The sequence below is a fragment of the Marinococcus tarijensis genome, from assembly GCF_054971385.1.
In genome coordinates this window covers 1-16,715 of sequence record NZ_JBQOJA010000008.1, presented here as the reverse complement: position 1 = coordinate 16,715, position 16,715 = coordinate 1, and the positions used below count along the sequence as shown (strand labels likewise).

General features: G+C 47.2%; 18 protein-coding genes. 11 read left to right on the top strand and 7 right to left on the bottom strand.

Annotation, left to right across the window (positions count from 1 at the left end):
- Positions 1 to 95 precede the first annotated feature (95 nt).
- Complete coding sequence (locus ACTTK7_RS06230; protein ID WP_462866679.1) at positions 96 to 359, bottom strand: hypothetical protein; 264 nt, start codon at positions 357 to 359, stop codon at positions 96 to 98.
- 168 nt (positions 360 to 527) lie between these two features.
- On the opposite strand from ACTTK7_RS06230, the gene ACTTK7_RS06225 reads away from it, so the two are divergent.
- The 3 genes from ACTTK7_RS06225 to ACTTK7_RS06215 all read left to right on the top strand — a co-directional run bounded on the left by ACTTK7_RS06225 (position 528) and on the right by ACTTK7_RS06215 (position 3,493).
- Entirely contained in the window at positions 528 to 1,640 is a 1,113-nt protein-coding gene (locus tag ACTTK7_RS06225; protein ID WP_462866677.1) for a mechanosensitive ion channel family protein, read from the top strand.
- A gap of 93 nt (positions 1,641 to 1,733) precedes the next feature.
- Positions 1,734 to 2,129, top strand: a complete 396-nt coding sequence (locus ACTTK7_RS06220; protein ID WP_462866676.1) for an HPr family phosphocarrier protein — start codon at positions 1,734 to 1,736, stop codon at positions 2,127 to 2,129.
- A 185-nt stretch (positions 2,130 to 2,314) separates the two neighbouring features.
- Positions 2,315 to 3,493, top strand: a complete 1,179-nt coding sequence (locus ACTTK7_RS06215; RefSeq protein WP_462866674.1) for an MFS transporter — start codon at positions 2,315 to 2,317, stop codon at positions 3,491 to 3,493.
- On the opposite strand, the gene rraA is transcribed toward ACTTK7_RS06215, so the two are convergent.
- Positions 3,490 to 3,963, bottom strand: a complete 474-nt coding sequence (gene rraA / locus ACTTK7_RS06210; protein WP_462866673.1) for a ribonuclease E activity regulator RraA — start codon at positions 3,961 to 3,963, stop codon at positions 3,490 to 3,492. The genes ACTTK7_RS06215 and rraA overlap by 4 nt on opposite strands.
- Positions 3,964 to 4,112: 149 nt before the next feature.
- Here rraA and dapD point away from each other — a divergent pair, with 149 nt between their 5' ends.
- The 3 genes from dapD (at position 4,113) to ACTTK7_RS06195 (ending at position 7,247) form a co-directional block, all read left to right on the top strand.
- Positions 4,113 to 4,826, top strand: a complete 714-nt coding sequence (gene dapD, locus ACTTK7_RS06205) for a 2,3,4,5-tetrahydropyridine-2,6-dicarboxylate N-acetyltransferase (RefSeq protein ID WP_462866672.1) — start codon at positions 4,113 to 4,115, stop codon at positions 4,824 to 4,826.
- A 91-nt stretch (positions 4,827 to 4,917) separates the two neighbouring features.
- Entirely contained in the window at positions 4,918 to 6,129 is a 1,212-nt protein-coding gene (locus ACTTK7_RS06200) for an aspartate aminotransferase family protein (RefSeq protein WP_462866671.1), read from the top strand.
- Positions 6,129 to 7,247, top strand: a complete 1,119-nt coding sequence (locus tag ACTTK7_RS06195; RefSeq protein ID WP_462866670.1) for an N-acetyldiaminopimelate deacetylase — start codon at positions 6,129 to 6,131, stop codon at positions 7,245 to 7,247. The genes ACTTK7_RS06200 and ACTTK7_RS06195 overlap by 1 nt, the downstream gene beginning before the upstream one ends.
- 53 nt (positions 7,248 to 7,300) lie before the next feature.
- On the opposite strand, the gene ACTTK7_RS06190 is transcribed toward ACTTK7_RS06195, so the two are convergent.
- The gene (locus ACTTK7_RS06190) at positions 7,301 to 8,125 is read right to left on the bottom strand and encodes a mechanosensitive ion channel family protein (RefSeq protein WP_462866898.1); all 825 of its coding nucleotides are present in this window, start codon (positions 8,123 to 8,125) and stop codon (positions 7,301 to 7,303) included.
- A 202-nt stretch (positions 8,126 to 8,327) separates the two neighbouring features.
- On the opposite strand from ACTTK7_RS06190, the gene ACTTK7_RS06185 reads away from it, so the two are divergent.
- From ACTTK7_RS06185 to ACTTK7_RS06175, 3 genes are all read left to right on the top strand, one after another.
- Entirely contained in the window at positions 8,328 to 8,879 is a 552-nt protein-coding gene (locus ACTTK7_RS06185; RefSeq protein ID WP_462866668.1) for a peroxiredoxin, read from the top strand.
- A 71-nt stretch (positions 8,880 to 8,950) separates the two neighbouring features.
- Complete coding sequence (locus tag ACTTK7_RS06180; RefSeq protein WP_462866667.1) at positions 8,951 to 9,616, top strand: potassium channel family protein; 666 nt, start codon at positions 8,951 to 8,953, stop codon at positions 9,614 to 9,616.
- Positions 9,617 to 9,728: 112 nt separating this feature from the next.
- The gene (locus tag ACTTK7_RS06175) at positions 9,729 to 10,922 is read left to right on the top strand and encodes a cation:proton antiporter (RefSeq protein ID WP_462866665.1); all 1,194 of its coding nucleotides are present in this window, start codon (positions 9,729 to 9,731) and stop codon (positions 10,920 to 10,922) included.
- Between the two features lie 91 nt (positions 10,923 to 11,013).
- Here the strand turns inward: ACTTK7_RS06175 and ACTTK7_RS06170 are convergent, their stop codons facing one another.
- Positions 11,014 to 11,451: an OsmC family protein gene (locus ACTTK7_RS06170; protein ID WP_462866663.1), complete on the bottom strand. Its 438-nt coding sequence runs from the start codon at positions 11,449 to 11,451 to the stop codon at positions 11,014 to 11,016.
- Positions 11,452 to 11,599: 148 nt separating this feature from the next.
- Here ACTTK7_RS06170 and ACTTK7_RS06165 point away from each other — a divergent pair, with 148 nt between their 5' ends.
- Both ACTTK7_RS06165 and ACTTK7_RS06160 read left to right on the top strand, forming a co-directional pair.
- Positions 11,600 to 12,085: an SRPBCC family protein gene (locus tag ACTTK7_RS06165; protein WP_462866662.1), complete on the top strand. Its 486-nt coding sequence runs from the start codon at positions 11,600 to 11,602 to the stop codon at positions 12,083 to 12,085.
- 71 nt (positions 12,086 to 12,156) lie between these two features.
- The gene (locus ACTTK7_RS06160) at positions 12,157 to 13,221 is read left to right on the top strand and encodes an undecaprenyldiphospho-muramoylpentapeptide beta-N-acetylglucosaminyltransferase (RefSeq protein ID WP_462866660.1); all 1,065 of its coding nucleotides are present in this window, start codon (positions 12,157 to 12,159) and stop codon (positions 13,219 to 13,221) included.
- 52 nt (positions 13,222 to 13,273) lie between these two features.
- On the opposite strand, the gene ACTTK7_RS06155 is transcribed toward ACTTK7_RS06160, so the two are convergent.
- From ACTTK7_RS06155 to ACTTK7_RS06145, 3 genes are all read right to left on the bottom strand, one after another.
- The gene (locus ACTTK7_RS06155; protein ID WP_462866658.1) at positions 13,274 to 14,218 is read right to left on the bottom strand and encodes an ABC transporter substrate-binding protein; all 945 of its coding nucleotides are present in this window, start codon (positions 14,216 to 14,218) and stop codon (positions 13,274 to 13,276) included.
- A gap of 124 nt (positions 14,219 to 14,342) precedes the next feature.
- Positions 14,343 to 16,010: a ribonuclease J1 gene (gene rnjA, locus ACTTK7_RS06150; RefSeq protein ID WP_462866656.1), complete on the bottom strand. Its 1,668-nt coding sequence runs from the start codon at positions 16,008 to 16,010 to the stop codon at positions 14,343 to 14,345.
- Between the two features lie 3 nt (positions 16,011 to 16,013).
- Positions 16,014 to 16,223, bottom strand: coding sequence for a DNA-dependent RNA polymerase subunit epsilon (locus ACTTK7_RS06145; RefSeq protein WP_462866654.1), 210 nt, complete (start codon positions 16,221 to 16,223; stop codon positions 16,014 to 16,016).
- Between the last annotated feature and the right edge of the window lie 492 nt (positions 16,224 to 16,715).

The following is a 16,715-nucleotide window of genomic DNA, read 5'->3' as shown; positions in this document are numbered from 1 at the left end:
GCCGGCTTTCTGCCGGAGATACTAAAGACGTATAAGCACCAGCGGCCGAAACAGAAATTTTTATCGATCGCGATACATATTCATTAAAAAGTGAATTACTTTTCCTTTTGCTGTTTTTCTTTCCGCTGCTGAAGGAATAGAAATAAACAAAAGGCGAGCATGCCAAGACTGAGGTTGGAAAGAATGAAGCCGAGCGGTCCCTGATTAAAAATGCCGAGCGACAGCGCTCCGAAAAAAGCAATGTAAGTGATACCCAGAAGTGGAAGACTTCGCCCGGAGACTTTTTGCGTCAAACGGGCAAGCTGGTATATGAGCGTATTTACAGCAAAACCAATTAGCAGTAAAATAAGTAAATCCATGCGACTATCTAAACCTTTCTTTGTGATGATGTCTTTTTCCGACTTACATGCTACCATACCTTAGGTTTGAAAGATATCCACAAATGCGAAAAGCAGGGACCCTGAAGTAAACTGCCTGGCGGCAGCATTAAAATATAGAGAGAACGGGACAAAGGTGGAGGGATGTTCATGCAGGCATATGCAGACTTTTGGATGGAATGGCAGACACGTATTGTGGAGCTGCCCTGGATTGATATAGGCGTAGCCGTTTTGATTGCACTTCTCGTGTTTGCTTTTCGGAAGCTTTTTACTAAATACATTTTCAGGTTCATTTTAAAAATGACTCACCAATCGAGATCACAGCTGTTCACGAATGTTTTAGTATCATTTGAACGGCCGATCCGGATGTTTTTCGCCGTGTTCGGCATATACTTAGCGCTTCTGTATCTGCCTATACCGTGGGATTCCATGACAATCATCAACCGCCTGTACGGTTCAATTTTAATCGTGCTCGTAGCATGGGGCACATACAAGCTTCTGAACACGTCTTCGATGCTCTTTAACCCGATGATTAAACGGCTCGAGGGTAAAGAGGATAACATGCTGGTACCTTTTCTTTCCCGGGTGCTGCGGATCATTATCGTGGCGCTTGCATTCACTATTATTCTTTCATCCTGGGGCTTTAATATTAACGGCTTTGTAGCAGGTCTCGGCCTTGGCGGTCTGGCTTTTGCTCTCGCCGCCCAGGACATGGTGGCTAACTTCATCGGCGGCATAATTATTGTAGTGGAGCGCCCGTTTAAGCGGGGCGACTGGATTTATACGCCGACGGTGGAAGGAATTGTGGAAGATATTTCATTTCGGAGCACGAAGGTGCGTACCTTCGCTGACTCAATCGTCATCGTCCCAAACAATACACTTGCCCACGAAGCGATTACGAACTGGAGTGAAATGCGTAAGCGGGAAATAGATATGACGCTAGGCATTGAATATCAGACGCCGAGGGAGCAGGTGCTGCAGCTGCGGGAGCGTCTTGAGGAGATGCTGAATAACCGTGATGACATTGATAAAGAACTGATTCTTGTGCAATTTAAAGAATTTAACAGCTCCTCGCTCGATCTTTGGGTTTACTGCTTTACTAAAACGACCGCATTTTTGGAATGGGCGGAGATAAAAGAAGAGCTGAATCTTGAAATTATCCGTATTCTCCAGGAGGAGGGCGTTCAATTTGCCTATCCAACACAGTCTATTTATATTGAAAAGTCACCTGAAGAAAATTATCACATGTCCGACAATAATTAAGCGTGCTTCACGGTTGGCAAACAAAACGCACATGTTATAATAAGAATGTTTGTCAGATGGAATATGTATGTAAAAAAGGAGCCGATGCATTCGATGGAACGAGTGGAAACATTCGTGTTAACCCGTGGACTGAATGCCAGTCAAGTATTGTCGTTTGTGCATGAACTGGAAACATTTAAAGCAGATGTATTTTTTGAAAAGCGGAGAACCTCCGCAAATGGAAAAAGCGTACTCGGCATGATGTCTTTGTTTACAAGCATCAGACTTGGGGACAAAGTGGAACTTAGGGTACATGGAGAAGAAAAAGAAGGAGTTGCCAGAGTGGCAGCTGAATATCTTGGAAAAGCAGCAGAGCATGAGAATAGCAACGGCTATTGGGAAGACGAAGCAGCGGAGCACGTGGAACGGGCAATGGCCGGATGCATGGCTCACTGGAATCCCAATGTACGAAATATTGCGCGCTCGTATCTGAAAACGACACGCAGCTGACACGAGGACCCGGCGCCGGGAAAAGCGCCCGGGTCTTCAGCTGTATCAGGAGCCATTTTTCTAAGAACTGGATAATGCTAAGCATATAACGAGCCAAAACGGGTAAAATAAAAAGGAACGAATCGTACATACTGGTTGTATAATACAAGCAGAAACGACGAACGAGACGGAAGGACGAATGCTTTATGATCGACCGGCATACTGGAACGTTCTGGAGGGCCTCTATTGCCCTCGGGCTTGCATCCCTGCTCATTTTTGCCAATATGTATTACCCGCAGCCGCTGCTTCCATTGTTTACCGGAGAATTCAATGTAAGCGAAGCGACAGCGAGCTTTGTCATTTCATTGTCGCTGCTGATGCTTGGAGTAAGCTTCTTTTTTATCAGCGCGATATCCGACGCAAAAGGGAGAAGAAAAATCATCGTGTACGCAATGATCTGGGGGACAATAGCTACGCTTCTCATCCCGTTTGCAGGCTCCTTCTGGCTGCTGTTGCTGCTGCGGATGGTACAGGCAGTCGGGCTTGCCGGTATTCCCATTGCGGCTATGTCCTATATCGGGGAAGAATTCACGCCGAGGGCGATGACAGTAGCGATGGGATTTTACGTGAGTGCGAACAGTCTTGGGGGTATGGGTGGAAGAGTGATGAGCGGCGTGCTTGCTGATTGGTTTGACTGGCGGACGGCTTATTTTTTCATGGCCGGGGCAAGCGTACTGCTGGCGGTGCTCGTGATTCTTCTGCTTCCGGCTTCGAAAAACTTCAAGCCAAAGCCTCTGGAGTGGAGTGATACGTGGAAAAATGCGCTTTTTCACCTTAAAGATCCAGTCCAGCGGCTCGCTTATATTATCGGAGGATTGAATTTCTTCGTGTTTATCGGTACGTTTAACTTTATTACGTACCGCCTGGACGGGGACCCTTTTTTCGTCAGCACGGCGGTCCTGGGCCTGCTCTTTTTAACATACGGGGCGGGCACATTCAGCTCGAGCCTTGCCGGGGAATTGACGCAGCGCTTTAAACAGACAGACTGTATGCAGACCGGCATTTTCATAATGGTCGGCGGGCTGATGCTGTCGCTTGTACCGCAGCTGTGGGTGGTTATTGCATCGCTTGCAGTACTGAGTTTTGGCTTTTTCTTTGCGCATTCCACCTCAAGCTCATGGGTAACAAAAAACGCCAAAAAAGCCCGGGCGAGTGCCTCAGGACTTTATTTGACTTCTTATTATCTGGGTGGAAGTCTCAGCAGTATTTATTTTGGACTTCTTTGGCCCATAGCCGGCTGGATCGGTGTCATTGCCGGCGGTCTGCTTCTGTTAATAGTTACACTTACAAGCGTCCGCCGTCTTATGCCGGTGGAGGCGGGCTAGGTTTTGGCAGGGAGAAGCACAATGCCGTCGCTGTCGGCATAGACGTAGTCCCCGGGCGTCCAGGTGACGTCGGCAAAATCGACTGGAATGGAGCGCTCACCGCGTCCTTCCTTGACGGACTTCCGTGGGTTGGTGAAACGGGAAAAAACCCTGATATTCATTTCGCGCAGTTCATCGCTGTCACGGATGGCCCCGTTCACGATAATACCTGCGAGTCCGCGCTTAACAGCAATTTCTGCCAGGTTGTCCCCAAGGAGAGCGCGCCGGGATGAACCGCCTCCGTCAACCACAAGGACGCTGCCGGCGGGAATATCACCAAGCGCCTGCTCAACTAGAACGTTATCCTCAAATACCCGTACTGTTTCCACCGGACCCTCGAAGGAAAGTGCCGGTCCGTGCGATAAAAACGGTTCATTGGCGACAAAAACCTCGTTTCCGTATTCGTCACAGATGTCAGCTGTTCTACCCATATGTATGCCTCCTTTTATTATTTTCATTGTAAGGCTTTTCCAGAAGAAAGAAAATAGCAGAAGAACAGAAAAAAGATGCCACTATCATTTTGCTTTCAAAGGGCGATATGATAATCTAGGAAAGAGAAATTTGAAGGAGGATGTAAAACATGAATCAAATGGACGCAAACGAAATTATCCAGTTCATTTCAGATAGTAAGAAATCCACTCCGGTTAAAGTACATATTACCGGCGAATTGGACTCTATCGGATTTGGAAATGAAACGAAGCGGTTTATTACAGGAAACACCGGAGTATTGTTCGGTGAATGGGAAGATATTAAAGAAGGCATCGAAGCGAATGCAGACAAAATTGAAGACTTTGTCGTAGAAAACGACCGCAGAAACAGCGCGATCCCGATGCTTGACCTGAAAGACATCGAAGCACGCATTGAGCCGGGCGCGATCATCCGCGACCAGGTGGAAATTGGTAAAGGCGCCGTCATCATGATGGGCGCAAGCATTAACATCGGCTCCGTTGTCGGAGAAGGCACGATGATCGACATGAACGTTGTCATGGGCGGACGTGCCACTGTGGGTAACAACTGCCACATCGGCGCAGGATCAGTTCTCGCCGGCGTCATTGAGCCGCCATCCGCACAGCCGGTCATTGTTGAAGACGGCGTTGTGGTTGGTGCCAACTGCGTGATCCTTGAAGGAGTCACTGTCGGTGAAGGAGCAGTCGTAGCTGCAGGCGCCGTAGTAACCGAAGACGTGCCGCCAAATACGGTCGTTGCAGGTACACCTGCACGCGTCATCAAAGAAATTGACGAGCAGACAAAAGGAAAAACAGAAATTAAACAGGAACTGCGCCGCTTAAAATAACAACGCAACAACGTAACGGTGAAAGGCTGCCTTTTGGGACGGGTTCCAAAAGGGGCCTTTCTTTTTCATTTACGCGAAAGGGGCAAACAGCATGAACTGGCTTGAAAAAGATCAGCACTATATGATGTCTACGTATCAGCGTCTTCCAATTGTAGTGGAAAAAGGGGAAGGCAATTACTTATACGACAGCGAACAAAAAAAATATCTCGATTTATTTACCGGTCTGGCCGTCAATATTGTTGGTCATTCACATCCTTATCTGCTTGATAAGCTGAAGGAACAGGCAGACCAGTTTCTGCATATTTCCAATATGTTTATTAACAAACCGGCCGTCCGCCTGGCGGAACGGCTGATTGAGCTCAGTATTCCGGGAAAGGTATTCTTTGCAAACTCCGGAGCGGAAGCCACTGAAGCAGCGGTCAAGCTTGTGCATAAATGGGGGAGCAGTCAGGAAATCCCGAAAAAAGGAATCGCGGTTCTCGAAAAAAGCTTTCACGGAAGGACGCTGGGCGTTATTCAGCTGACGCGCCAGCCCGGAATTTATCAGGATTTTCCGGCAGCGGACTATCCTGTGTATGAAGTGGAAGCAGAAAACCTGGAGGCGCTTGAAGAAGTGCTTAAGACGAAGCAGCCGGCCGCATTTTTATTCGAGCCGATTCTAGGTTCAGGCGGTATTCAGCCGGTTTCTCCTTCCTTTATGGAAGAAGCAAAAGCTCTCTGTGAGAAATACAATGTGCTGTTTATCGTGGATGAAATTCAGACTGGCATCGGGCGCACCGGAACATTTTTCGCCTACGAGCGGGCAAATATTATGCCGGATGTTATTTTGTTTGCCAAAGGCATCGGCGGCGGTCTGCCGCTTGGAGGAATGATTGCAGGAGAGCATGTGCAGGAAGTATTTCACCCGGGCGATCACGGCACGACCTTCGGACCTTCACCGCTCAGCGCCGCGATGGGAAATGCGGTGCTCGACGTCCTGTATGATCAAAAGGAATTGGAGAAGGGGCGTGAACGGGCTGAATACTTGTGGTCCCGTCTCGAAGACTGGAAAAAGGAAAGCGAAGGATTTGTGCAGGAAATCCGGGGGCTCGGCATGATGATTGGTGTAGTGCTGGATGCCGATGCTTCATTCGTCAAAACACTGCAGGAGAAGCTGCTTGCGAAAGGGTTTATGTTTAATATTACACAGCAGCGTATTATCCGCCTTCTGCCGCCGCTGACCCTTGAGCGAGCTGAAGTGGATACCTTTATTGAAACCCTTGCAGAAGAAATGAACGCCCTGAAAGAAAGGAGCGTGCAGTAATGACTTCAACTGACTTAACGAAATTCCGCCGCGATCTGCACCGCATTCCGGAGCCGGGGTTTCAAGAAGTTAAAACGCAGCAGTATCTGCTTGATGTGATTCGAGCTCTGCCGCAGGAACACCTGTCATATAAAACGTGGAAGACCGGTATTCTTGTTCGCATTGAAGGCTCTGACCCGGAAAAAACAGTTGGCTACCGGACGGATATGGACGGCCTGCCAGTCCAGGAGCAGTCAGGTCTGGAGTTTCCATCCGAGCACGAGGGGATGATGCACGCCTGTGGACACGACATGCACATGGCGATTGCGCTCGGCATACTGCAGAACCTTGCGGAGCACCGGCCGGTTCAAAACGTGGTGATGCTGTTTCAGCCGGCAGAAGAAGGACCGGGGGGAGCAGAGCCGATGCTCCGCTCCGGGGAATTCAAGGCGTGGAAGCCGGACGAAATTTATGCGCTTCATATCGCTCCGGAGCACCCGGTGGGCACGGTTGCGACAAAGCCGGGAGTACTGTTTGCCAATACCTCGGAATTGTTTATTAATTTCCGAGGCAAGGGCGGACACGCGGCACGTCCCCACCAGACAGAGGATATGGTAGTGGCAGCGAGCCACTTTGTGACTCAGCTTCAGTCAATCGTGGCAAGAAACATTGATCCACTCGATCCGGCCGTTGTAACCATCGGTACGATTGAAGCAGGAACGAAGCAGAACATTATTGCGGAATCCGCCCGGGTGGAAGGAACGATCCGCACCTTTTCGATGGACAACATGAAGCTGATTAAAGAGAGAATAGCCGGAATGCTGAAAGGGGTGGAAGCTTCCTTCCATTGTGAAACAGATGTGGACTGGGGGGCGAATTACTGCCAGGTGTATAACGATGAAGCTAAAACAGCTGAACTGGCTGCATTTGCAGAGAGCCACGGGGAGGTCAACTTTGTGGAGAGCCGGGAAGCAATGACCGGTGAAGACTTTGGCTATTTTCTCCGGGACATTCCGGGGACGATGGTTTGGCTCGGGGTGGACACGCCGTACGGGCTGCATGACAACCGGATCAGCCCTTCCGAAAAAGCGATGGACACTGCGTTAAAGTTTTTCACTGATTTTCTGCACAGCAGGTAATAAACGATAAAAGACGGCGAGGGCTTTGAAAGCCTCCGCCGTCTTTTTTTGCTTTATGCTTCTTTGCTGACGTTCACCTGGTGCGGGTAAGGAATTTCGATATTATGGGCATCAAGATCTTCTTTGCAGGCCTTCAGCAGCTCCCGCTGCATAGCCCACTGCATCATGTTCTCTGTCTTGGCGATAATACGAATCGTTACCTCCGAAGCGCCAAGGGCGTTTACTCCTACAACGTCAGGGCCTTCTTTGAAAATACCCTGCTCCTCAGCTACGCGGTTGCAGGCTCCCTGAATGACAGCAATCGCTTTATCCACATTCTCTTCATAAGCGATGCCGATGTCGACAATGGCCTGCATATTCCCGCGCGAATAATTGCTCACAATACTTATCTCCCGGTTTGGTACGAAGTGCAGCGTACCGTCAAAGCTACGCACTTGAGTCGTGCGCAGGCCAACCTCCTCGACGATTCCGTCTATTCCGGCGATCGCAATGTAGTCTTCAACGTCAATCTGCTTTTCAAGCAGAATAAAAAATCCGGTAACGACGTCGCTGACAAGGCCCTGGGCCCCGAAACCAATCGCAAGTCCGACAATCCCGGCGCTGGCGATCAACGGAGCAATATCAAGATCAAACAAACCTAAAGTAATGGTAATTACGATAAATAACAAAATGTAAGTAAAGATGCTGATAGCGAGCCTCGAAAGGGTCTTAACCCTGCCCGGATGCATATTCCGCTGCTTTTCCATACGGTTAAAGGCGCGGTGGATAATTTTACTCCCGATGGCACGTACTATAATATAGCCGATGAGCACACCGATTAACTGCACAATTAAAATAATGGCAGCTGTCCAGAAAACCCCTTCATTAAATGAATCCATATTCAACTTATAACACTCCCCAGCCTGTAGTTTCCAATTAACCCGATTAGTATAACATAACCGGTAGTGCTAAAAAATATGTAAAAGTTATGAATTAAACCGTCGCAAAAACAGGAGGGAAGCGTTTCGTTGACTTTAAAATTGGCGATCCATATAATGAAGGATAGAATGCAGGACCGTAATTACTAAAGGAGTGGAATGCATGAGTGAAAAGCGTATGGTGGCAAAGCAGGCTCCGCGCTTCGAGATGAATGCCGTCATGCCGGACACCTCGTTTGGCACGATCAGCCTTGAACAAGTGATGAATGAAGATAAGTGGACGGTGCTTTTTTTCTATCCAATGGATTTCACTCATATTTGTCCGACGGAAATTACGACAATGAGTGACCATTACGATGAGTTTGAAGAACTCGATACAGAAGTTATCGGCGTTTCGACAGACACGATCCATTCGCATAAAGCATGGATCAATATGACACGGGAGGATAATGGCCTTGAACAGCTGAAATTTCCGCTTGCAGCAGATACAAATCACCGGGTCAGCCGGGATTACGGTGTGTTGATCGAAGAAGAGGGAGTAGCGCTGCGTGGCTTGTATATTATTAATCCGGATGGGGAACTGCAGTATTCGATGGTTCATCACAACGATGTCGGCCGCGACGTGGATGAGGTGCTTCGCGTACTGCAGGCCCTGCAGATGGGTGGAATGTGTCCGGCGAACTGGAAGCCGGGGCAGGACACGCTGAATACCTGAATGCCCATTTTCCGGCCTGAAGAGGCTCGTCAAAAAAGCTGAAGGACTTGAGAAGAATAGGGGAGAACGGAATGAAGAAACAGTTTGCAGTCATTGGCCTCGGACGGTTCGGAGGAAGCATATGCAATGCCCTTGCCGATGAAGGGATGGATGTGCTTGCTATTGATTCTAATGAATACCGGGTCAATGAATTTGCCCAGGTTGTCGCCCAGGCGGTTATCGCGGACGGTATGGATGAAAAGGCGCTGAGAGGTCTTGGTATCCGTAATTTTGACAATGTCATTGTAGCCATCGGGGATAATATTCAGGCAAGCATTATGACGACCATCGTGCTTGATGAAATTGGCGTCAAGCACATTACGGTAAAGGCACAAAATGACTATCATGAAAAAGTACTCCGGCGCATTGGCGCTCATGAAGTAATTCATCCGGAGCGCGATATCGGAGTAAGAGTAGCACACAGCATTGTCTCTAAAAGCGTGCTTGACTATCTTGAGCTTTCCGAGGACTACAGCATCGTGGAACTCGAAGCCGGGCAGCTGCTTGACGGAAAATCACTGCTCGATTTAGATATACGCGAAACGTATCAATGTAACGTACTGGCCATTAAACGTGGGGAGGACGTACATGTGTCCCCGCGGCCCGAGGTGGATATCAGCGAGGGGGATATTCTGATTGTTGTTGGCGCAGATGGGGACATTGCAAGACTCGAGTCGCGGTGGATTGATGATAACTGAAAAATGATTGGGCCTTTTCGCATTGTAATGCGGAAGGGCTTTTTAGTTTTTCAATACGTACAAAGGGTAAATAAGGAACTGGCTGCATATATTATATCAGGAGGTGGGTCACATGCTGCTGTATGCATCGTTGCTTGTAATACTGTTAGCCATCGGACTGATTGTTTATATATTTGATGTAAAAAGCAATTATTTCCCGGTACCGATGGTGCTTCTGCTTGTGGGACTCGGGCTCTCCTTCGTTCCTGTTTTTAACAGGCTTGGTTTGAATCATGATATAATTTTTGATCTGCTGCTGCCGGCATTATTATTTGTGTCTGCCTACAGTTTTCCGATACGTTCATTAAAGAAAAACGTCTGGCCAATTGCCACACTCGGAACGCTTGGCCTGATGGCTACCGTATTCTTAATGGCAGTGCTTATATATCTTGTGGGCGGCCCTGCTGCCGGCCTTTCGTTTGTGTCGGCATTTTTAATCGCTTCAATACTGACACCGACAGACCCTGTATCTGTAACGGCTATTCTCGAGAATGTATTTGGGGAGTCGGATATCCCAAAGATCGTGGAAGGGGAATCGATGATCAATGACGGCACCAGCGTAGTATTGTTCGGCATTGCCTCCTCCATGTTTTTGTACAATGAACCCTTTTCCCTCTTTTCATTTCTGGGTGAGTTTTTGTTAGTGTCGCTTGGCGGTGTGGCTGTCGGTATAGCAGGCGGATGGCTCGTTACCAGAGCGGTTCATATCATGCATAACCATGTGTATCAGGTGATGCTCAGTGTGATTCTTGCCTACGGGGGCTTTTATATTGCGGAGGGCCTGGGGGTCTCAGGTGTTTTAGCCACCGTGTCCGCAGGTATTATGCTTTCCCGGGCCTTCCAGAAATCTGAAAAGGAGGAGGAGCTTCACTCCTATTTGGACGGTTTTTGGAAGGTGGTGGAGCCGGCTGTCCTGGCCCTGCTTTTTTTATTGATTGGTATTCAGTCAGCGGATTATCTTGCATTCGGGCACTGGCTGCTTGCGATTGGAATATTTATTATTTCATTAATCGTCCGCTTTGTTGTATTAGGCGGTTTTTTAAAATTATCCCCGCATATCAAAGAACGATTCCAGTGGTCATCTGTATTTATGATGACCTGGTCGGGGCTTAAAGGCACTGTTTCTGTGGCCCTGCTGCTGAGTATCGAAGCGCAGTCCACCAGCAGTGCGGATTTGGTTGTTTCCCTGACGTTTGCAGCTATTGTGTTGTCCCTTATTATTCAGAGCCTTGGAGTTTATCCATTGGCACAAAAATTTTCTTCCTGAGAGCGCCTGGAGGTGCCAGGGCACATCAAAAGCAATGCGCATGAAAAAACACGTCCGGATAAATAAACCGGGCGTGTTTTGTGGTTTTTGATTAAGCTTTGCTCCAGTCAGCATTCATTTCCACACCGGCGGCGTATAGAGTGGTAAACACCGGGCAGCGGGCATCAACCTTCTCCTGAAGCTCTTTAATGCGTTCATCGCTTTCAGATGTCCGGACTTTCGCTTTTACCGAAACCGCCTGAAAATATGGACGTACATCAGGGTTGCCCATCATGCCTTCTGAATCAATATTTCCATTTATCTGAAATGAAATACCCTGCAGGTCAAAATCCATTTCCTTTGCCACGAAATTAGCCACTGCGTTCTCACAGCCTGCCAGAGAAGAAAGAAGAGCAGACAAGGGGTCCATGCCCTGGTTGCTTCCGCCAAGATTTTCCGGTTCGTCGATCGTAATTTCATGAGTGCCTGCAGTGAGGTCAGTCTGAAAGTTTCTGGCGTTTCCTTCTACGTTAAACTCCATATTAGCCATATTTATTCACTCCCTTGGTTAGAACTACTACGCTATACCCGCGCCCCTATTAAGATAAACAATGGGAACGCCCTTCCTCCGAGTTGCGTTTTTTTAGCTTTCGTTTGGGGAATGGGGTAAAAAGTAACCTGTAAAGGAGACATTGATTATGGCAAAGTACAGTAGAATTATCGCACAGGCAGGATGCCACATCCACCATGCCGAGCCCGCACAGGTGTATGAAGCCTGGACCAATCCTGAACTGATGAAAACGTGGATGTTTCCGTCAGGGGGAGAAAAAGAAGCAGAAGCAGAGGCTGATGTATCAGAAGGCGGCGCATGGAGTGTGGTGAATGAAAGCCAGGAGGAAACGTACCGGGCGCATGGGAAATATTTGGAAATAGATCCGCCACAACGAATCAAAAAAACGCTTGTTCGTAAAGAAACAGGCGGCCAGGATGAAAAAATCACCGTGGAAATTAACTCTATTTTAAATGGAAGCCAGTTAATTGTAACCCAGGATGTAGTTTTTCTTCATCATGAGCAGCTGGAGGGAAAAGTCGTGGAAGAGCATTTAAGAGAAGAAAGGCTCCGGACGGAAAAATACTGGCATGAAATGTTTTCCTTATTATCGAAACAACTTACACCTTCGTAAGCGTATGATATTATAAAAGACGGGAGAATATTTCCCCCACAGACTTAATGACGTATAGGATGATGAGGAAAATGCAGAAAAAGATCGTATTTACCGGCGGCGGCTCCGCCGGTCATGTTACGCCGAATATTGCTGTGATTAATGAACTCGACCAAAGCGACTGGGACATTTACTATATTGGCTCAAAAGAAGGTATTGAAAAAGAGCTGATCGAACGAAGAGGCATACGCTACCATGCTATCAGCTCCGGTAAACTGCGCCGTTACATAGACTGGCAGAACATTACTGATATTTTTCGTGTGGTGAAAGGCTGCTTCGAAGCTCGTAAGTATTTAAAAAAGGTTAAACCGAATGTAGTGTTTTCCAAGGGCGGCTTCGTCACTGTACCGGTGATTATCGCGGCTAAAACATTAAATATCCCTGTCATTATTCATGAAAGTGACATCACGCCAGGACTTGCCAATAGAATCGCCCAGCGGTTTGCGACAAAAATATTCACCTCGTTCGACGAAGCGACAGCTCATTTTCCTTCCGGAAAAGCAAAAGCTCTCGGCTCTCCAGTGCGTAAAGAAATCACGCGCGGAGATAAAAGAAAAGGACTCGATTTTCTTCAGTTCGGGGACTCCCGGCCGGTACTTACGGTTATGGGAGGAAGCCTTGGGGCAAAAAAAATTAATGAAACGGTGCGGGCTGCACTTCCTTGGCTTACGGACAAATATCAGGTAGTGCATCTTTGCGGTAAAGGTCATACAGATGAAAGTCTCGAAAACCAGCCGAACTACCGCCAGTTCGAATACGTCAATGAAGAACTGCCGGATGTGCTGGCTGCCACAGATACAATCATTACGCGAGGCGGCTCTAATTCTATTTTTGAATTTCTGACGCTGCATCTGCCAATGCTGATTGTGCCGTTAACGCGCGCCCAAAGCAGGGGAGACCAGATCCTGAATGCCGAATCATTTCAGGAGAAAGGGTATGCAGCCGTTCTCGAAGAAGAAAAGCTTACAGAAGAGACACTGCGCGAAGCCCTGCAGAGTATTGAAGACAATCGCAATGATACAATCGCCCAGATGAAAACATACATGGCTGAAAATCCTTTGGATCTTATTATCAAAGAGCTGTATGTCTATCATTAATTAAAAGCCCCCGGCAGTGCCGGAGGGCTTTTTTAGGTATGAAAGCGGCGTATTATTCAGTGAGTTCATCGGCGATTAAATCAATTTGTTCATTTACGGAAATGGGATCGTACGGATAATAGGTGTCAAAATCAAGAAAATAAAACTGATCATTCCGGACAGCATGCAGGTTCGCCCAAACATCGGATTGCTGAATATTTTCCTTGCTTTTACCAGTGTCCTCCGGGTCATAGACAGTCATAAACATATGATCAGCCGAGTATTCCTCAAGCACCTCCATGGAAACTTCCTGCGCGTTTTCTCCCATAACCTCCTCCTGAATTTTTTCGGGGGCGTTCAAATCAAGGGCATTATAAATAGCCTGGCCGCCACGCCCGCCATTTGCCCCGAAAACATAAAGGTCGTTATTGTTGGTCAATTCGTAAATTCCAAAAGTATCGTCTTCTTCTATGGTTCCCTCAAGCCGCTCTTTTGCATCCGCTGCGGTTTCCTCAATGGTTTCTTTAAAATCTTCAGCTTCTTTCTGATTATTTGTCAATTCTCCAAAGGTATCAAGTGTTTCCTGGACATTTGTATCGGGATTGTAGGGAATATGAACTGTAGGTGCAATCTGCGACAGCTGTTCATAATTGTCGTCATACATGACCACAATTAAATCCGGATCAAGCTCAAGTACTTGTTCGGGGTCAAGCGGGGCTCCGATATCCTCTGCACCGCTCAGCTGATCTTTAAGAAAAGGGTTGGTAAAAGCGTCGGGGCCGGAGCCGGAAACATCGGCATCAACTGCCAGCAGCTCCCCGGCATAATAATCAGTCACGATAGTTTCAGGATCCGATGGGATAGAAACCTCGCCTTTCTCTGTTTCATATGCTCTATTTTCTTCCCTGCTTTCTGAATTGTCTGCGGAAGAATTGTTTTCTTCGCTGCTGCAGGAAACGAGCATAGCAATTCCAGCTGTAAAAATAGCCCATCGTCCAATGATTTTATGTAAATGCAACTGAATATGAATCACTCCTGTTTAAATGATAATGATTTTCAATATCACCATTGTAACGAAAAACAAACGAAAAATCTACACAAAAAAGCCTCCGCATTGATAGCGGAGGCAGGGTGGAAATGATTTACACTTCCATAATGATAGGGAGAATCATTGGACGCCGTTTCGTACGCTCGTATAAATAAGGTGCCAGGCTGTCGATAATTTCGGATTTAATTTCAGACCATTGACTGGTTTTACGCTTCATCACTTCATCCAGGTGCTTACTTAATGTTTTTTGGGCATCGTTAATTAAATCTCCAGATTCACGCATATAAACAAAGCCGCGTGAGATTAAGTCCGGACCTGCTGACACCTTAAAGTTTTTCATATCGATGCTCACGACGACTACGACGAGACCTTCTTCGGATAAAATGCGGCGGTCCCGGAGGACAATATTACCAATGTCGCCGATGCCGTGGCCGTCGACATAAACAGCACCGGAAGGCACCTTGCCTACGACAGAGGCACTATCCCGGGTCAGGGCGAGAACTTCTCCATTTTCCATAATAAAGGAGTTTTCAAGCGGTACCCCGCAGTCACGGGCAAGCCTCGAGTGCATTTTCAGCATCCGGTATTCGCCGTGAATCGGCATGAAATATTTCGGACGCATTAAGCGCAGCATAAGCATCTGTTCCTGCTGGCTTCCGTGGCCGGAAGTGTGAATGTTGTTCAACGATCCGTGAATGACACGTGCGCCTGCCCGGTAGAGCTGGTTAATAATTTTGTGCACGGAAGTCGTATTTCCAGGAATAGGAGAACTTGAGAATACGACAGTGTCTCCGGGAATAATCTGAATCTGGCGGTGCGTGCCGTGAGCTACGCGGGAGAGGGCTGCCATTGGCTCTCCCTGGCTCCCGGTACATAAGATAGCTGCCTGATCGTCCGGCAGTTTATTTAGCTGGGAAGGCTCAACAAACGTTCCTTTTGGTGCATTAATATATCCGAGCTCCTGGCCAATCGTAATGGATGATTCCATGCTGCGGCCGAATACAGCAATTTTACGGCCGTCCTTTACAGCAGCATCAACTGCCTTTTGAAGACGGTAGATGTTGGAAGCAAATGTAGCAAAGATAATTCTTCCTTTGGCCTGGCGGAAGATGGAACGAATATTGTCCCCGACTTTTCGTTCGGATACAGTGAACCCTGGAACTTCCGCATTCGTGCTGTCCGAGAGCAGGCAGAGCACACCCTTTTCGCCGATATCAGCCATTTTTGCCAGATTGGCCGGTTCGCCTACAGGTGTGAAGTCGAATTTGAAATCGCCGGTATGGACGACATTTCCTTCCGGAGTATGGACATTGATACCCAGAGAATCAGGAATACTATGAGTAGTCCGGAAAAAATCCACTTTTAAATGGTTGAAAGCAACAGGCTGGTCCTCCTGGATAGTATTTAATTTTGCTTTGCGTAAAAGCCCGCGTTCTTCAAGCTTTCCTTTTAACAGCCCAATTGCCAATGGTCCGCCGTAAATAGGGACGTTTAATTCTTTCAGCAGAAACGGCACGCCGCCGATATGGTCTTCATGCCCGTGGGTGATAAACACACCTTTAATTTTTTCTTTGTTTCGCACCAGGTATGTGTAGTCGGGAATAACATAGTCAATTCCAAGCAGATCATCTTCCGGGAACATAATCCCGGCATCGATCACGATTATTTCATCTTGGTATTGAACCACGTACGTATTTTTGCCGATCTCGCCTAACCCGCCCAGGGCAAAAACAGCAACTTGATTTTGTTTTATTTGTTTCATACGTTACAGGTTCTCCACTTGGAAGTCTTCAGATCTTTTTTCGAATTCAAGCTGTTTTTCAGTAAGCCCCTGAACAAATTCAATATTAAATTGCTTATCGGCGAGTTTGCGGCGGACTTCCCGCTCAGAATCTGCTTCTACGTATAGTGAATGGGTGTTCTCCCGTACAGGAGCTTCTGTGAAATTATTTTGATAAAAAACTTTGTAAATCATCGTAAATATCTCTCCTTCTTGAAATGTAAATGCGGCGTTTATAGCTGCTTTAGAAAAAATGGTTTTTTGGCATAAACTAGTACTGTAGATAGGAAAAAGCAAAATAATACAGGAAGGACAGGAAGTAATCGTTGCAACAGACTGGCTGTATAAACAAAAATGACTTCATATCCAGAGCGGTTCTGTTCAGCTTCCGGCCAAAGAACTTAAGCTGAACAGCACCACAGTGTACGTACCAACCATTAATAATTCATATTATAAAGCATGAAACTGTTTTTTTCATCCTTTTAATCACTTCTGTCCAAAAATCATCCGGATTCAGGACAGAAAAAAGACAAAAGAAAGCAACTATACGGGTACTAAAGAACCATGATAGGATGGTAAGGGAATAAATTTTCTATAAATGTATAAAATAGGCTCTTCACCAAAATATGGACTTGACGAGTTGTCGTCGATGGTTTCCGGTTTCCAGGCGAATCCGCAGGCTGAGAT

Coding starts and splice junctions, on each gene's coding strand:
- ACTTK7_RS06230 (WP_462866679.1), bottom strand. CDS start 359: ATGGATTTACTTATTTTACTGCTAATTGGTTTTGCTGTAAATACGCTC.
- ACTTK7_RS06225 (WP_462866677.1), top strand. CDS start 528: ATGCAGGCATATGCAGACTTTTGGATGGAATGGCAGACACGTATTGTG.
- ACTTK7_RS06220 (WP_462866676.1), top strand. CDS start 1,734: ATGGAACGAGTGGAAACATTCGTGTTAACCCGTGGACTGAATGCCAGT.
- ACTTK7_RS06215 (WP_462866674.1), top strand. CDS start 2,315: ATGATCGACCGGCATACTGGAACGTTCTGGAGGGCCTCTATTGCCCTC.
- rraA (WP_462866673.1), bottom strand. CDS start 3,963: ATGGGTAGAACAGCTGACATCTGTGACGAATACGGAAACGAGGTTTTT.
- dapD (WP_462866672.1), top strand. CDS start 4,113: ATGAATCAAATGGACGCAAACGAAATTATCCAGTTCATTTCAGATAGT.
- ACTTK7_RS06200 (WP_462866671.1), top strand. CDS start 4,918: ATGAACTGGCTTGAAAAAGATCAGCACTATATGATGTCTACGTATCAG.
- ACTTK7_RS06195 (WP_462866670.1), top strand. CDS start 6,129: ATGACTTCAACTGACTTAACGAAATTCCGCCGCGATCTGCACCGCATT.
- ACTTK7_RS06190 (WP_462866898.1), bottom strand. CDS start 8,125: ATGGATTCATTTAATGAAGGGGTTTTCTGGACAGCTGCCATTATTTTA.
- ACTTK7_RS06185 (WP_462866668.1), top strand. CDS start 8,328: ATGAGTGAAAAGCGTATGGTGGCAAAGCAGGCTCCGCGCTTCGAGATG.
- ACTTK7_RS06180 (WP_462866667.1), top strand. CDS start 8,951: ATGAAGAAACAGTTTGCAGTCATTGGCCTCGGACGGTTCGGAGGAAGC.
- ACTTK7_RS06175 (WP_462866665.1), top strand. CDS start 9,729: ATGCTGCTGTATGCATCGTTGCTTGTAATACTGTTAGCCATCGGACTG.
- ACTTK7_RS06170 (WP_462866663.1), bottom strand. CDS start 11,451: ATGGCTAATATGGAGTTTAACGTAGAAGGAAACGCCAGAAACTTTCAG.
- ACTTK7_RS06165 (WP_462866662.1), top strand. CDS start 11,600: ATGGCAAAGTACAGTAGAATTATCGCACAGGCAGGATGCCACATCCAC.
- ACTTK7_RS06160 (WP_462866660.1), top strand. CDS start 12,157: ATGCAGAAAAAGATCGTATTTACCGGCGGCGGCTCCGCCGGTCATGTT.
- rnjA (WP_462866656.1), bottom strand. CDS start 16,010: ATGAAACAAATAAAACAAAATCAAGTTGCTGTTTTTGCCCTGGGCGGG.
- ACTTK7_RS06145 (WP_462866654.1), bottom strand. CDS start 16,223: ATGATTTACAAAGTTTTTTATCAAAATAATTTCACAGAAGCTCCTGTA.